At 37.2% G+C, this 16,318-nt stretch carries 17 protein-coding genes; 11 read left to right on the top strand and 6 right to left on the bottom strand.

Annotated features, from left to right (window positions below):
• The first annotated feature begins 27 nt into the window (after positions 1-27).
• From GD002_RS12855 to GD002_RS12825, 7 genes are all read left to right on the top strand, one after another.
• Entirely contained in the window at positions 28-1,212 is a 1,185-nt protein-coding gene (locus tag GD002_RS12855; RefSeq protein WP_153732759.1) for a M20 family metallopeptidase, read from the top strand.
• The gene (locus GD002_RS12850; protein ID WP_153732758.1) at positions 1,205-2,377 is read left to right on the top strand and encodes an iron-containing alcohol dehydrogenase; all 1,173 of its coding nucleotides are present in this window, start codon (positions 1,205-1,207) and stop codon (positions 2,375-2,377) included. The genes GD002_RS12855 and GD002_RS12850 overlap by 8 nt, the downstream gene beginning before the upstream one ends.
• 23 nt (positions 2,378-2,400) lie before the next feature.
• Entirely contained in the window at positions 2,401-3,885 is a 1,485-nt protein-coding gene (locus tag GD002_RS12845; RefSeq protein ID WP_153732757.1) for an aldehyde dehydrogenase family protein, read from the top strand.
• Positions 3,886-3,973: 88 nt separating this feature from the next.
• Complete coding sequence (locus GD002_RS12840) at positions 3,974-5,464, top strand: sodium:solute symporter family protein (protein WP_194841598.1); 1,491 nt, start codon at positions 3,974-3,976, stop codon at positions 5,462-5,464.
• 640 nt (positions 5,465-6,104) lie between these two features.
• Positions 6,105-7,088 (top strand): hypothetical protein, encoded by a 984-nt coding sequence (locus tag GD002_RS12835; protein ID WP_153732756.1) that lies wholly within the window; start codon positions 6,105-6,107, stop codon positions 7,086-7,088.
• A gap of 21 nt (positions 7,089-7,109) precedes the next feature.
• Positions 7,110-7,331 (top strand): hypothetical protein, encoded by a 222-nt coding sequence (locus GD002_RS12830; RefSeq protein ID WP_153732755.1) that lies wholly within the window; start codon positions 7,110-7,112, stop codon positions 7,329-7,331.
• 298 nt (positions 7,332-7,629) lie between these two features.
• A complete protein-coding gene (locus tag GD002_RS12825) occupies positions 7,630-8,619 on the top strand; it encodes a DUF3592 domain-containing protein (RefSeq protein WP_153732754.1) in 990 nt (329 codons plus the stop codon).
• 367 nt (positions 8,620-8,986) lie between these two features.
• Here the strand turns inward: GD002_RS12825 and GD002_RS17920 are convergent, their stop codons facing one another.
• Entirely contained in the window at positions 8,987-9,097 is a 111-nt protein-coding gene (locus tag GD002_RS17920; protein ID WP_228548374.1) for a putative holin-like toxin, read from the bottom strand.
• A 502-nt stretch (positions 9,098-9,599) separates the two neighbouring features.
• Between GD002_RS17920 and GD002_RS12820 the strand changes: the two genes are divergently transcribed.
• On the top strand, positions 9,600-9,893 hold the full coding sequence (locus tag GD002_RS12820) for a phage antirepressor KilAC domain-containing protein (RefSeq protein WP_194841597.1): 294 nt from the start codon (positions 9,600-9,602) through the stop codon (positions 9,891-9,893).
• Positions 9,894-10,165: 272 nt separating this feature from the next.
• Here GD002_RS12820 and GD002_RS12815 read toward each other — a convergent pair whose 3' ends face one another.
• Positions 10,166-10,585, bottom strand: a complete 420-nt coding sequence (locus GD002_RS12815) for a type II toxin-antitoxin system death-on-curing family toxin (RefSeq protein WP_194841596.1) — start codon at positions 10,583-10,585, stop codon at positions 10,166-10,168.
• A 6-nt stretch (positions 10,586-10,591) separates the two neighbouring features.
• Complete coding sequence (locus tag GD002_RS12810) at positions 10,592-10,795, bottom strand: hypothetical protein (RefSeq protein ID WP_153732751.1); 204 nt, start codon at positions 10,793-10,795, stop codon at positions 10,592-10,594.
• Positions 10,796-11,118: 323 nt separating this feature from the next.
• On the opposite strand from GD002_RS12810, the gene GD002_RS12805 reads away from it, so the two are divergent.
• The 3 genes from GD002_RS12805 (at position 11,119) to GD002_RS12795 (ending at position 13,261) form a co-directional block, all read left to right on the top strand.
• Positions 11,119-11,550 (top strand): BrxA/BrxB family bacilliredoxin, encoded by a 432-nt coding sequence (locus GD002_RS12805; RefSeq protein ID WP_153732750.1) that lies wholly within the window; start codon positions 11,119-11,121, stop codon positions 11,548-11,550.
• Positions 11,551-11,552: 2 nt separating this feature from the next.
• Complete coding sequence (locus GD002_RS12800; RefSeq protein WP_228548373.1) at positions 11,553-12,326, top strand: class I SAM-dependent methyltransferase; 774 nt, start codon at positions 11,553-11,555, stop codon at positions 12,324-12,326.
• 338 nt (positions 12,327-12,664) lie between these two features.
• Complete coding sequence (locus tag GD002_RS12795) at positions 12,665-13,261, top strand: YpjP family protein (RefSeq protein WP_153732748.1); 597 nt, start codon at positions 12,665-12,667, stop codon at positions 13,259-13,261.
• 162 nt (positions 13,262-13,423) lie between these two features.
• Here GD002_RS12795 and GD002_RS12790 read toward each other — a convergent pair whose 3' ends face one another.
• The 3 genes from GD002_RS12790 to GD002_RS12780 all read right to left on the bottom strand — a co-directional run bounded on the left by GD002_RS12790 (position 13,424) and on the right by GD002_RS12780 (position 16,216).
• Entirely contained in the window at positions 13,424-14,593 is a 1,170-nt protein-coding gene (locus GD002_RS12790) for a tyrosine-type recombinase/integrase (protein ID WP_153732747.1), read from the bottom strand.
• Between the two features lie 16 nt (positions 14,594-14,609).
• Positions 14,610-15,122, bottom strand: a complete 513-nt coding sequence (locus GD002_RS12785; RefSeq protein ID WP_153732746.1) for an ImmA/IrrE family metallo-endopeptidase — start codon at positions 15,120-15,122, stop codon at positions 14,610-14,612.
• 65 nt (positions 15,123-15,187) lie between these two features.
• On the bottom strand, positions 15,188-16,216 hold the full coding sequence (locus tag GD002_RS12780; protein ID WP_153732745.1) for a hypothetical protein: 1,029 nt from the start codon (positions 16,214-16,216) through the stop codon (positions 15,188-15,190).
• Positions 16,217-16,318: the final 102 nt, after the last annotated feature.

Raw genomic sequence — 16,318 nt, 5'->3', positions numbered from 1 at the left:
ATCTGAAATTTAGGAGTTGATTGCTATATGAATTCTAATAGGATGGTCAGCCTTTTACAGGATATGGTGAAGATCAACACTGTTAATCCTCCAGGCGATGAGCAAAAGTTAGCAGAATTACTTTGCAATACAATTTCAACTTATGGTTTGGAATGCAAATTGTATCAAGTTGAAAAGGATCGCACAAATATTGTCGTGATCCTAAGAGGAAGAAACCCAACGCAAAAAAAGATTTATTTCAACGGGCATTTAGATACAGTGCCAATCGGTGAACAGCCTTGGACAACCGACCCTTTTGGAGCAGAAATTAGAGATGGTCGGATTTATGGCAGGGGTACAACGGATATGAAAGGCGGAATTGCAGCTTTTCTTGAAACGATGATAATTTTGAAAGAAAGTAATTATAATTTAGAACAAGATATTGTTTTCGTAGGTACGGTCGGAGAAGAAGTTGATTGTCTGGGTGCCCAAGCGGCAGTCAAACAAGGTTTAATTGAAGATCCTGGAGCTATTATAATTGCCGAACCGAGTGGTTTAGATTTATATGTTGCGCATAAAGGTGCTTTATGGATTGAAATTAAGACATATGGAAAGACGGCTCATGGATCCATGCCAAGCGAAGGCATTAATGCGATTGATTCAATGATCAGTATTCTAACTAAAATAAAACAATTGAAATTAAATGATATAGATGAATTATTGGGAACCATGACTCAAAGTATTAATATAATTAATGGTGGTGTTGCTACAAATGTAATACCCGACTCTTGTTCGGTTAATTTAGATTTTCGCACAGTGACAGCTAAACAAAATCATTCCATCATGAATAAAATTGACAGTGTTTTAAAAAACTTGTCAAAAGAACAGCTTGGTTTTAAAGCAGATTACACTATTCTTCATAATATAGAACCTTTAAAAAACAAAAATGAAAGCGATTTCATTGAGAAGTTAAAGGAAGTAAATCAAGAAATGTATGGAAAAGGAATGGAAAGTAAAGGTGCTAACTATTACACAGATGGTTCTATTTTTAGAAAACATTTTGATTGTCCCATTTTAATCTTTGGAGCTGGCGATACAGCCCTAGCACACCAACCTGATGAATCTATTTCAATTCATGATTTAGAGAAATCCGTAAAATTTTATCTTAAAGCAGTAGATTTATATCAAGAGAGTCAAATAATAAAGGAAATGGGGATGCAGATCAATGAATGAATTTAACAATATGGAGTTTATGGCGAAAACGACACTTTATACAGGATCAGGAAGTTTAAAATCTTTGAAGGACGCGATTAAGAAATATGGTTTAGATGGAAACTTTTTATTCGTGACAGATAAAGGTATAGAAGGAGCTGGTATTCTTCAGAAAGTTATTGATAGTCTTCCGGATATAGAAAGTAAATCACAAATCTTTAATGATATTAAACCTAATCCAAACGTAACTGGAACAAACGCAATTTATGAGAAATATAAGAATGACGGTATTCAGAATATTATCGCAGTAGGCGGAGGCAGTGTTGTGGATGCAGCAAAAGCATTGGCTGTACTTTTCACAAATGGAGGATCTATCGACGAATATTTCGGCTTTGATCTTTATACCAATGAACCACTTCCAGTATTCGCTGTTGCTACAACAGTTGGAACAGGCAGTGAAGGTGGACATGCCAGTGTTATTACTGTAGACAATAGCGAATTGAAAACAAAAAAATTGGTTTTCGGTGAAGGGTTATTTCCTAAGGCGGCAATTCTAGATGGTGAATTATTAGTAGGCATGCCTGGTTCGCTTGTTGCTTCAACTGGGATGGATGCTCTGACACATGCTATTGAGGGATATGTTTCACGCAACGGATCTATCATAACAGACGCATTAAACCTTCATGCGGTTCGTGTAATCAGTGAAGCTATTTTAGAAGCTTCTTCGGATACAACCAATACTTCTGCTATGAATCGAATGATCCAAGCTAGCACTACAACAGGGATTGGTATGTCGAACGGGGGTCTTGGACTGGTCCATGGTATTTCTCATGCTATTGGAGCACAATATGATGCTCCCCATGGGATTGTAAATGCAATACTTCTCCCTTATGTTCTTGAATACAATTGGATTGCCAATCCAAAGAAATTTGCAGATATCGCTCAAGCTTTACGTGTTAATACTTCGGGAATGTCTACTGAGGATGCTGCCAAAGCTGGCGTGAAAAGAGTAAAAGAATTAACTAAAGAAGTAGGAATTCCTGAGAAACTAGGTGAAATCGGTGTAAGTAAGGAGAGCATTGACGTTCTAACGGATATTGCATTTAATGATGAACTATATATGGGAGCGAATCCGCGCCGCGCCACTAAAAAGGACATAGTAGCAATTTTGAATAAGGCTATATAAACCAAATAAAAGGAGAGATTTTCATGAATACTATACAAACAATTAAGCTATCTCAAGTAGTATCAGATTTTCTTAAAGAAGAAAAAAAGTTGTTTATTAATGGTGAATTTGTTTCTTCCACTGATGGGAAAACGTTTCACACATTAAATCCTGCAAACAATGAAGTCTTAGCAGATATTCATGAAGCTTCCGAAAAAGATATAGATCGAGCTGTACAAGCTGCTAAAAATGCTTTCGAAAACGGTCCATGGTCTACGATGACCCCACTGGAACGCGGAGATTTGATATATAAACTCGCTTTATTAATTGAAGAACACAAACAATATATTGCCGAAATCGATAGCTTAGATAATGGTAAACCGATGTCTGAGCTCTTGGAAAATGATTTACCAAATGCTATTGGGCAATTTAAATATTTCAGCGGATGGGCAAGTAAATTGGTTGGGCAACACATCCCAGTTAATGGTAACTTTTTGAATTATACTCGGCATGAGCCCATTGGTGTAGTTGGACAAATCATACCATGGAATTTCCCATTCATGATGGCTGCGTGGAAAATTGCGCCAGCCCTTGCAACAGGCTGTACAGTAGTATTAAAGCCGGCAGAACAGACACCGCTATCTGCACTTTATTTAGCTAAATTAATTCAAGAGGCAGGTTTCCCTAAAGGAGTAATAAATATTGTAAATGGACATGGAGAAAATACTGGTTCCGCATTAGTGAAACATCCTTCGGTAGACAAGATTGCCTTCACGGGTTCTACTGAAGTAGGGAAAATTATTATGAAAGAAGCAGCGAATACAATGAAACGAGTAACTTTGGAACTTGGTGGAAAATCCCCGAATATTGTTTTGGATGATGCAAATGTAGAAAAAGCTGCAAACGGAGTATTTGCAGGTATTATGTATAACCAAGGCGAAGTTTGTAGTGCTGGATCAAGAGCTTATGTGCACTCCAGTATTTATGATGAGTTTATGGAAAGACTGGTTTCTCTAACGAAAGATGTGAAATTAGGTTCGGGGTTACAATCAGGTAATACTATGGGCTCGCTTGTGTCACAAGAGCAAAAAGACCAAGTGATGAACTATATTGAATTAGGAAAAGCCGAAGGCGCTAAACTTATCTGCGGCGGTAAAGCATTGGATCAAGGATGCTTTGTAGAACCTACAATTTTCGCGGATGTAAAAGACGATATGCGAATTTCAAAAGAAGAAATCTTTGGTCCCGTATTGGTGGTCTCTAAAGTGGAAAGTGAACAAGAAGCGTTAGAACGTGCCAATAACTCTGCATATGGTTTAGGTGCTGGCATTTGGACTCAAAATATAACTAGGGCTCATAACATGGCTAATAGATTAAAATCAGGTTCTGTATGGATTAATTGTTATAATGCAACGGATCCTGCATCACCTTTTGGTGGATATAAGAATTCGGGGTTCGGAAGAGAAATGGGATCTTATGCTCTGGAAAATTACACAGAGGTCAAAAGTATCTGGGTCAGTCTAGACTAAAATGAACAGTAGATTATGAATGAAATAGAAAAGGCTAGTAAACTTCCTCTTTACTAGCTTTTTCTTTACAAAAAAATGGAGGGATTCTATGGTTATAAAATATATTATGGTTTTATTATTTCTCGGTATACTGGTAATGGTCTCCATCGCGACACTGAAAAACATGAAAAGTTATCAGGACTATAATTTGGCAGGTCGTAATACAGGCTTATTCGCACTTACAGGCACACTGGTTGCAGCAGAATTTAATACCGCGACACTAATCGGTGGAGCTTCCGTTGCTTATTTATTTGGAACGGTTGGTATGTGGTATACATCTATAATATTTATAGTAGTATTTTTAGTGTACGCGCTAACGGTAGCTAAGAAATATAGGAGACTGAATATTTCGACTATACCTCAGTACTTTGATAGAAGATTTAAAGACGAAAAAGGCAGTGAGGTCATTCGGTTTTTCAGTGCAATCATTACATTATTCTATACATGGTTGGCTCCTGCCTCATATTTAGCAGGGCTTACTGTAATCGGCAGCGTGCTACTCGGAGTAGATCCGATATTTTTCTCAGTCGCCCTAGTATTAGTATGTTTAATATTGAGCATTACAGGTGGGCTAATGACCGCGATAGGTCTAGATGTCGTTGCCTTTATCTTAATATTACTAGGTATACCAACTATTTTGTTCATTGCCTATAATGCATCAGGGGGCTTCGGGAGTCTATCGCAAGTTTTTGAACCCAAGTTACTCTCTATGGCTCCAGTTATGGATACAGATGTTAACTTTTTAACAGCGATGACATGGGGACTTCAAATTACCTTTCTATATATTGCTGCCCCTTGGTACGGTCAGCGTATATTTTCAGCTAAAAATGAAAACATCGCATACAAAGCAATGTTGCTAAACACTTTCTTTATCGTTGCTCTTTATGGAATAGTTGTACTTGCAACTATGCTTTCGAGAGTTGTCTTTCCTAATTTGGCAAACCCCGAACAATCATTACCACTTCTTATAAATAGTTATGCAAGCCCTGTCATTCAAGGTTTTTTGCTTGTGACACTGTTAATGGTTGGAATAAGCACAATGATTGCGGTATGGAATTCAGCAGTATCTATAATAGTGAATGATGTTGTAAGTAGGTATTGGGCAAAAGACAAGGGAGACAGATATAAAATATACATCTCTAGAGTTTTTTTACTTCTAATTGCGCTGTCGACATTGCTTTTAGGGATTATGTTCATTGGAAATATTCAAAGTTCATTACTTTTCCTTTCCACATTTACAGGAATGGTAGCAATTCCAATTCTAATGTCCTTGTACTGGAAAAAGTATAATAGCATGGGAGCTATCGCCTCAATGATAGTAGGTTTGGTTTATTGTTCTATTGGTATTCTGATAGATCTACCAATGCATTTCATTAGCCCAATCGGAGTATTATTATCCGTAATCTTTGGAGTACTAGTTACATTAATGACCGCGAATAATGAGAAATATAAATCGAATAATGAAGAGTTTTTCGAGTTAGTGGGTATTGAAGAAAAGCAAATAATAAAAAATAATCTGCCTATCTTAGATAGTAAGTAGAATTCATAAGGTACCAGGTCCCCGCACAATTCTGAATTGTTTCGGGACCTAGTACCTTAATTTTAATTTAAAGCATGAGAAACCGCATGAAAGTATAAACAATCAGGGTTGTTTTACGTCTAGATATTTATCATAGTATTTTAAATACTAAATCCTAAATCCTCAAAAGGCAATTCAGGTGGTGAAAAATTATGAACGAAACAGCGGATTCATCGGTTTTGTAGGAGTTACTTGAATGCATAAGGGAGCGTTTTCTTTTTTAAAAGCTTTCAAGGACATGACTACGTCTAAACAGTTACTATTAAAATTCATTTTCTTCCCCAAAATCGCTAGCAAAATTCAATTTTCCCTAACAACATCATGATACCTATCGACTCTGTACTCGAGTATAATTCAATTTCCCTGTTTTGACGAATCACATCCATCTGAACTACACTCAGTTGGAACAGTGAGAATTTATTCTCTCGTATGGTCTAAACAAATGATACAATAAAATTAATAGAATTCGAGATAGAAGATGGATTCTGCATCACGTTTAGTAAAATGGATTGCACTGTAACGGCTTACGGGTCTGAAGGTGGATTATGCGTTCAACTAGTAGTTAAGAAAAAATTCAACATAGCATTGGAGTTAATAAAAAATGTGGGAGAGAGTACGTTTACTTATTTTCAATTCAAAGAAAGCCTCGATTTCATTTTTTATATTACTATTGATAATTGGGATGGCAACAGCGTCTATTGTGAACTGGATTAGTGTAACCCCAGTTTTCGCTAAATCGTTTTATTTGGGATTTTTTGTTGCTGGAACGATGATTATCTTAGGTGTGATATTAGTAGAACCCTTTTTTACGTTTCGGTTTAAATATAAGTTTTTGGATGAATTTGATGATCCAACTGCACAAGTAATTCATAAACTAAAAAGAAAAGCAGAAAGTCGGTTGAAAAGCACTGATGGGATTATTGGGATCCGTTTATTTAGGATTGAACGACATACGATAGCTGAAGATAGTTTGTATGAATTTAATATGGTCTTTGATGTGCGTTCTAAGTACGCAAAAATCAATAAATTAACTCCAACAAAAATTAAAGTACCCATAGTATTAGATGAGTGGATACAAAAAAATATTATAGCTAATATAAATAATGTTAATGTAGGGTATGACATTAATAAATTAAATCAAATGAAGATGGACAAATATACAGCGCAAATGTTTTTTTACTACTTTAATAATTATTATCGTGAAAAGTATGAAGGTGAAAATAACCAGTGGTATGAACAAAATATAAGTGAAGCTATCGGAAAGTGGAAAGTGAAAATACAAAAAAAGAAGCTGTTTAAATCTGTTCATTATTCAACCGTTTTTTATAAAGTGCCTTCTCTAAATATTTTTATAAAAAACGCTAAAACAGTACATATAGAGAAGATAAACTCAAACAATATTTATATGGAAGACTATATTAACACGCATAAGGAAAAGCAACATAGACGATACGTAGACCTACATTTTAAACTTATCTGCGAGGCAGAAGGGGATTTTGATTTTATTTTACATACGATTATTGATAAGCGTGTAATACCTTCAGAAGATCACATTTTATTAATGCTAGATAGTTTGTTACAATAATAAGAAAGGAGGCGGATTTAGATGTTTCTTAAATTTTTCGGTTCAAGTACAGTTTCTGACGCATTGAAGAATTTCCAACCAATTAGAAACAATAAAAAAATAAATGAATCCACCTCAGCAGCTACAGATCGATACAAACAATTAACAAATCCAAGCTATGCGGAACAAGTATTTTCCAATAAATTAAGAACTCAAGATGCGCAAAAAAACATTTCAAATTCTAGAATAAATGAAAAAATATAATTATGCTCGCAACAATAGAAAACACAGTTGGCTAGTAGAAGAAAAGTTTTAAAAAGTAATCATCTCACCTACTTGGGTAGCGGCGGATGGTTACTTTTTTGCGTATCATGTTACATGCATGGCAAGTCCAAGTCGAAAATTTTATTTTAAATGAAAATGATATTTCTGCCAGTGTGGAAAAGAAGTAGGACGTGCAATGTTTCAAATTTGTGTAAGGACCAGGTATATTATTATAAAGTAGCTAGTTAGGTATCTACTAATCTACACCTATATTCTTTAGAGTTCGAGGAGTGTGAATATGGAAAGTGTAAAAGAATTAGCAGGGATGGCGGCCATCACCTTATTATTTAGTCTTCTTACATGGATCATGGTGGACTCGTACATGGAAGAGTACGATATCTCTTCGGCTGAACCGGAAAACGCAATCGTCGTTGAGAAATCAGGAGCAAAGAGCTTATTTAGGCCCCCCTCGTATTATGTGCGGGTCATACTGCCAGGAGGAGAGGAATCCCCTTACCTCAACCGAATTTCCAAAAGTCAGATCGAAGAGATCCAAATTGGAGATTCTATCAGCGGATACTCGACAGGCTCGAAAAACTTTTCGACGATCCGTGATTTTATCTTTGATAGTTTGTTTTACCTGTTCGCCATTTCCATATTCGGGTTCCTAGCTTTTTGTTGCCTAGTTGCATTGGTGCTATCTATTCCTGGATTCGATCGGTTGGAAAAAAAGACATATGGGAAACGACAGAAGAAACGGAAAAAGAAAAGAAGAAGGAAAAGAAAAGGGAATGAAAAACAAAGAGCGTGGCGGATTGTAGGCGTCGTGCTCCTGATTTTTTCAATCTTCTTCGGACGCTTTTTATGGAATTTCATTCGAAAATTGCAGCCCATCGGAAAAACGGAGACGGAAGCCATGATTTTCGATCGGTTTTCAGATACTAGTTATCGCAAATATGAAGATTCGATTTATGAACTGACCATTTCCTTCCAAGATCAGGCAGGGCATAATATTCAGCTGGTAAAAGACGTGACGAGACATACCTATCAGCAATACGATATCGGAGACAAGCTGCCTATCGTGTATCGCAACGCTGATCCATACGATGTATTTGTCCGCGGTGCTTCTATATGGGATGTGATCCAGACACTCCTATTCTGGGAATCGTTTGTTTACCTGTTTATGATTGCAGTAACAGTGTTCGCTGGATGGGTGTTTTTTAACGAACGAAGAAAGGATAAAGAAAACTTTCAGGAGCAGGTAGGCAAAGGTAAGAAAAAATCATGACTGTTTAAGTAAAGGGGATAGCTAGTGACACCAATTGAAGGTACCATCGTATAATGATAATCTAAACGCACGAAACAAAAGTTTCCTTTGCTAAAAGTGAATGAAAGTTAATAATCGTGGAAAATTAGTATATTTGTTTATTGAACTACGATGGTTCCTTATCTACTTTCGCAAATATAAATTTTAAAAGTTTACCAAGGTGTAGAATTCGTATAAATGTGATAAACTGAACATATACTAAAAAAGACCGGGTGCGACAACACCCAGTCAATACAGCTGACACCCGCTAGAAGAGCGGTTGGCCAGTGATCAAGGAGTTTTCATAAGAAGTAACTACCCTGCTTTCATGGTCGTCAGCGGTGGGTGGTTACTTTTTTCTGTTGGTGTATAAAGCAATCATCGCTACAATGGCTGTTGCCGCTGTCGCGAGGAACATCCCAAATTGGAATAACATGTTCATTGCTTCGTATGTCACCATATAAACACCCCCTTTCAAAAGGGAGTGCCAACCGCCCATCCGCTATATGTCACTGTCTATTAATTATACCATTCTAGCTGGGGAAATGATATAATAAAGAAACGTATGTTCTTATTAAAACTGAAGCAGAAATACATTGTGAAAGAAATACTTGCGTGATGAATATTTATGATTTTTTATTAATGGCACTCTACATTCAAATAACCCTTATTTATATTGCTAGTTGACATAAATAGGGGTTATTTTTTAATTTCAATTACATAAAAGGATGCGTCTGTAAATTTTGTCTATTAATATAAAAAAAGAATCCAAATGATGGTATGATAGAACTAAGATTATCTACCAATTATCAAGGTTTAGGAGAAGATATTTAGTTAAATTGCTTTATTTCATGACTAACATGAGTTCAAAAAGAAATTTATTTAGAATTGGATTTTTATTAGCAAAGGTAGAAGAGTTTGTTAACACCCATATCAACTATTAGGAAAAGGAGACGATTCGTTTGGAGAAATATAATTTCCTAACATTCAAAGAAGTAGTGGAACAAATTACAGAAAGAGGTTTTAAGATCACTCAAAAGCAATTACGTAAAAAGTTACTGGAGTGGGGGTTACTCTATGTAACTAGCGGTGATATAAAACTTCCAACTAACAAAGCAGTAAAGCATAAGTATCTAGTATACTTTTCAGAAGAGGTTATCGCTAGGGATTGTAGGTCATATCCGCGTCATCAAACTTTTGTTACTGAAAAAGGTCTAGAATATTTTTATGAAAGATTAAAGAGCGAAGGCTGTTAATTTCATACAAATCAAAGATCTGGTAATAATATACCATTAAATGAAAGGGTTAGAAGAGTGTATAGTATCAAGTCTTGAAATAATAATAATAATAATAGTTATTAGTAAATCTATCGCTTTTACGTAATCTGTTTTTCTTTCCTCTAAAAAAAATGATGAACTGCAGGAAAATTAAGTACCTATGTAAGTAACAAACGAAAATATGATACACAAGCGTACGTTCGTAAACCAAAAAAGAAGAACCCTACAATTAACTAATGTTCAGTCAAAAGTTAATTGTAGGGTTCTTCTAAAGTAAATGGAACTGTATTAGATCGAATCCATTCCTCGATAATATCAAGATCAGGTCTAGTCGCATGATTGGCTATTCGCAAACAAAAATCATAGAGTTCATCAGTGGTGGCGGAGAATTTAAATTGATTATATCTTAGGAATAAGTCAGTACAAAGAAACGCTACCCTTTTATTACCGTCTGAAAAACAATGGGAAATTGTAATTCGGTACATGTACACAGCTGCTTTCCGGAATAGACCTGGGTATTGCTCTTCTCCCCAGTATGATGTTTGTGGTTCAATCACACGCTTTTCAACACATGATTCATCGATTCCATATGTTTTTCCGCCAAATTGTCGGAAACCAGCCAAGTGTGATTCGATTATATCTTCTTTGTCTAAATATAAAATTTCATTCATCATCGATTAGTTTTTTGAAAGACGCTTTAATAGTTCATAATTATCTTTGATAGATGCTTGAATTAGTGCTTCACGAACTTTATCCTTATCCTTTTTTTGTTTAATCTTATTCATATTTTGCAACTCCTTTTCATTTACGACCATGTAATCTTCTCCATTCTGCCGTTCATTATTCGAGTTACTGGACTGGTATTCATTATCCCAATTCATGCTATCACCTCTTTTGACTATATGCTTATAGTCGGTGTGGGGACCAAAATATATACCTAATTATAACATAATATTTGACGTATCGCACGTAAAGCTGCATCTCAATAACACGTACCTAAAGTTTTTGAGATTAATGATTACCCTAACAAATGTATTTCTTATTTAACGTATGTAAAGTGTATAAACCTCAAGATATTTATTATCTTTATACACAAAATCAGTACCACCATCTCAATCACGTGAAATAATCCCCCCAATCCTATACTATTAAAAAGAAGCACCAAACAAATATTTTTCACCCCCAAGAAAGGCGGAGATCACCAATGAACGCATACGACGAATACATGCGCGGAATCGTAACCCCCATGCGCGAAGAACTAACAAATGCAGGTTTCACCGAACTCACAACAGCAGAAGCAGTAGAAGATACACTAAGAGAGTTAGAAGGCTCGGCCATCATCGTGATTAACTCAGTCTGTGGTTGTGCAGCAGGTTTGGCACGCCCAGCCGTTCGCGAAGCAGTTGCGGAAGTGAAGCCAGATCATTTATTAACGGTATTTGCTGGACAAGATAAGGAAGCGACGGAAGCATTACGTGCGCACTTCCCAGAAATTCCACCAAGTTCACCATCGATTGCGATTTGGGATCAAGGCAAGTTGGTCTACTTCGTGCCACGTGAACAAATTGAGAAATTTGAGAAAGAACAAATTAAAGATCACCTCGTCGATGTCTTGACGAATGTTGTGAGTCAGTGAACGTGATCATTACGACAGCGGGGAGACCTGATGAGCAGTCTGTAGTTTTGTTGCAAGAGGCGGCAGACTGTTTACAGGCCCCTATTGTCGAACGAAACAAGCGGTCCATTTCCAAACTGCAGGGCATCTATGAAAGTGATGTTCTCGTAGCGGGGAAGGACCGCTATTCGTTTTATCGTCGTGGCACCGATGAAGCGTTCTTTTTTCACCCGAATTCTGCGACATATCGTCTGAAACGTCTAGTAAAAGGAGAAACAGACCCGTTAATCGAAGCAGCAGCGTTAGTGGCGGGTGATTCGTTTCTAGATTGTACGTTAGGTCTTGGATCGGATGCGATCATTGCATCCAGTGTGGTAGGAGCAGACGGCAAGGTAGAGGGAATCGAAGCAGATGCGGTTGTGGCTTTTTTGACGAAGACAGGGCTACGTAGTTTTCCAATTGATTTCCCTTTGCTGCAGGAAGCGATGGAGCGGATTGACGTGATTCATTCGGAAGCTGTAGAGTTTTTAAAATCTTGCCCGACTAGTTCGCGTGACGTAGTGTTTTTAGATCCGATGTTTACGACGCCAATTGAAGAGTCTTCCAACTTTGAAACGTTGCGCGAGATCGGGGCATCGTATAGTTTGACGGAAGAATGGGTGGCGGAGGCTTTGCGTGTATGTAGGCGGCGTGTAGTATTGAAAGATCATTACCAATCGCCCATGTTTGCGCGTTTTGGCTTCATTCAGCAAATCCGTCCATATACGAAAGTACATTACGGTGTGTTGGAGAAATAAGCAATTGAAAAAGACTGTACAAGCCATAGTAGCTTGTACAGTCTTTTTCGCATGAGTCGAGCTCTTAATTAATGTGTGAAGTTCAAGGAGCTCAAGTATAGAGTCAGTAAGAGCATTCCGATTCCTAGTAGGAAGTTAACGTCCATTGGTGCGACCTCCTTTATCCTGCGTGTTGGTTGGTTGAATTCCGCTTAACTTGCAATCAACGAACTTTTTGTGAAAATGCTGATTGAAGTTTCACTTTATTGTACAATGAATTACAGAAAGAAGAAACCTTTTGTCCAGCTTTTCGTATAGGTTAGTAGGATGTATGACGAAATTTTGAAGGGAGTGATAGTATGAAGCAATGGTTGCAGCGGTTTATGATCGCATCGGTCGCGGTGTTGACGCTTGGGGCCATTACACCGAATCATGAAATTTGGTTGAATTTCCAGTCGAAAGATGAGCCGAATGAGACGGATTCGACGACAGGAGATTCACAGTATTCCATTGAATTAGACGATTCGCCATCAGATATTTTATCTACACCGGATTATCCCATTCATTCGGATGAAGACCAATTGCTGGATCATGCGCGTCTGTTGACTTATGAAAAATTTGGCCAACGCATTGGACCGGTCATTCAGGATGAATTTGATACGGAGATTTTCCCAAGAATAGAAGCGGTGATTCAGACTACCTTACATAATGCAGCGGAACGTCGTCTAGCGATTACTGAACAACCATCTGGCGACTACGCAGAAAAGATTTTTCATGTGTATGATAAAACGGCAGAGCAGGACGTCATTCGTTTTCACGTACGCACGGAAAAACGTCCACAAGACGGCTATTTCTACAATTTCCATTATCACACGGCGGATGATGGATTTACCGCACACCATACGTTAGGTGATATTTATTGGAGTAAAAACACACCGCCGAAATGGTTGTCCTAAAAATGTTGAAACACTCGTTGTGAAAACGGGTGTTTTTTCTTGTCTAAACGTTGGTTTGTCAACGTTTTACAGGTTGAAGCGAAGCGTATTTATCAAGCGTGTTTTTTTATACAAACGGACAAAATACCATGTACCCCAATTTGTACCCCAAATCCGACGTTTTTATTTTTCGAATGAATTTAAAACGACAATTTGATCCATTAAGTTAGATGCTTGAATTTCATCTTTTTCAAATGAGTGGGCGTATACTTTGTAAATTGTTTCCGGGGTGTCTCCAATTAATGCGGCGACAGTGGATATCGGGATATTATTGGATAGTTGTATCGTGACGAATGTATGTCTAAGATAATGGGGGGTAAAGTGGGGTATTTTCTCCCTTTCACATATCAAGTCAATAATACGCTTTAAATAACGCTCTCCAAGCGGCTCACCAGCGTAAGTAACGAATACATAGCCAATAGGGTTCCGATGTTGGTAGGACGCCATGGTTTGGTCGTACCACTCTTTATAGGCGAGTAAAAGACTCCTAATGTTTTCGGACATGGGAAATGTTCGATAGCTATTTTTAGTTTTCGGGGTTCTCGGTCCGAAGCGATCTTTGGTTCTGCGAATGTGAATTATGTTATTTTCAAAATCGATGTCGCTTTCCCACATCAATGCTCGTAATTCGCCTGCACGCATGCCTGTCAAAAATAGAAGGCTTAACGCTGTGTAGTGGGTAATTTTATACTTTGTTCGTGCGATTTCCAATATTCTTGTCACATCGCGGACGGAGAGTGCATTCCGCTTCATACTCTCGCTGGCACCCTTCAAATTAGGCGCCGAAAAACGTTTTCGGTCTAACATTTCATTTTTTACTGCGAATGTAAAAATGGCATTTAAACGTCTATATACAGAGATAAGCGTTCCTTCCTTAAATCCTCTTTTTATTAAAGGATCCATCAATTCTTTTTGTATTGTCATATTGCTCACATTTTTAATCTTTTTTTGGCCAATTGTGACCAATACGTAATTTTCCATAATATAAGTATGGATTCTTTCAGTTGTCGGCTTCCAATTTGTGACGCTGGCTTCTGTATAGATTTCATTCAGCTGCCGGACGGTCAGCTTGTCATTTTCAACATAGCTTGTGTTACCATCCAGTATAGAAGCCTTAATATCTATTAACGCGCGCTCGGCTTTTTCAATTGAATCAAAGCCTTGCTTGCTTTTTTCTCTCCGCACGCCATTTTGATCGTAGTATTTGTATCGATATGCATATTTCTTTGTGGCACCTTGCTTGTACGAATAAATACTATCTTTTTTCGTTTTGGTCATTTTCACGCGAGCCATGAAATCTTCTCCTTTATCAGAATGTAAGTTCGATTTGGTTGCTAAAAGAAAAGCCCTTAATAGAACGATTAATTTTACTTACATAGCGAGCTAGTCTTATCTCCGCAAAGCGATAGTCCACATTAAACGTTTCAGAGATCAAAGCAACAGCTGCTCGTTGGTCTGGTGGTAATCGTATTCGGTGTAACATAAATGTCGGTACACAGAAGTGAAACATAAAGTTATCCGCTTGCCATTCTTGCAACTGTCGAAATAAGGGAGGCATGCGCCCTTGATGTCCGCTATGACGAAGGACATGACAAAGTTCGTGACCGAAGTCTTGCCAGCGTTGTCTATCATTTTGTTTCCTATCAATAAAAATGTAGTAGCGACCATCCCAATAAAACGCCTCGCTGGTATTACTTGTTAGATAGATACCGATATTTGATTGATCTGCAATAATATATTTATTTAACTGCTCCGGACTATTAATGTTCCACCCGAAATAAAGTTCTTGGATGTAATCCTCTAAATGACTGTTTTGATACATAAAATAACCACCTTACAAACGTATGTTCTTTTAGAGTTGTAAAGAAAAGCCCAAGTAGGGCTGTGTTAATTTTTGATTTTATAACCTCCGCCCAAAAATTTAGGGGAAGCTACCGTCATTCCATTCTCGTCTATAAAATGAACATCGCAATAATCTGTAATACCTGTTTCTACGATTGAACTTTCTACAGCAGGACCAATCGTTTCGGCCATATATTTTTGTTCTTCCTGGCTAAACAGATGCCATGTGTTATCCACTTCGACATAGACGGCAATCCAGTCGTCACCCGACGTTGGTCTTATATTCTTAATTGATCCATCTCCCATTGAAATAAGTTCAGAAACAGCTTTATCGATTTTTTCCTTAGCTTCCTTTTTTGCCGCCTCTCGTTTTGCTTTGTTTTTTTCTTCCTCAATTAATTGTTTCTCAGCTTCAGCAGCCTTCTTTTCTTCTTTTTCTCTTTTCTTCTTCTCTTTCATTTCTGCAATCTTTTTTTGTTCAGCATCATGTTGTATAAGGATCGCTTCCGCTTCCTTCTGATCTATATTTTCAGCAAAACCAATTTTTAACGGATCCACTTTCATATCATTAAATTCATTTAGCGATACGAAGGCGTCACTTGCTTTTGAAATAGCTTTCTTTTCAACTTTGCGTGCGGCAATAGAAGTTACTTTCTTATCCTTGTCAAATTTCTTTATTAAACGATTCGCGTCTTTGTCAGAACGTTTTAGTGTCTTGGTTAGATTCTTCTTAATCTGTTTAATTTTTTTACGTTCTTTTTTGTCAGCGGTATCTGGAATTTTTATTTGTTTAACTTCTTTTTTTAGATCATTTAACTCATCACGAAAAGCCTTAAGTTTTTTCGCAGCAGGTTTCTTATCTTTTTCTATAAGATATTGTGATAGGTTTACATTCCAGTTTTCTTGCGATGATTTATTGTAATTGCCAACTATCTTAATAATCCGAGGATTCATTTCTTCTTTTAACCAAACATCCATATCTTGATCTGATTCTTTTGCAGACACGTTTGCAATAGGGAGGTTGACAAGTAAAAACAAAGCGATAATGAAAACGGATAATTTCTTGTTTTGCATATAACCACTCCTCGTCTATTTGTCTCATTACCACAACTTAGTGAGATATTACCATTACTTATGTAAAAATTAGCACGGTCAGAAACCGTGGTAATTATATAA

This window comes from Sporosarcina obsidiansis, from assembly GCF_009651005.1.
Classification (GTDB): Bacteria; Bacillota; Bacilli; order Bacillales_A; family Planococcaceae; genus Sporosarcina; species Sporosarcina obsidiansis.
The sequence above is the reverse complement of the archived record's forward strand: the minus strand, read 5'-3'. Positions and strand labels throughout refer to the sequence as shown.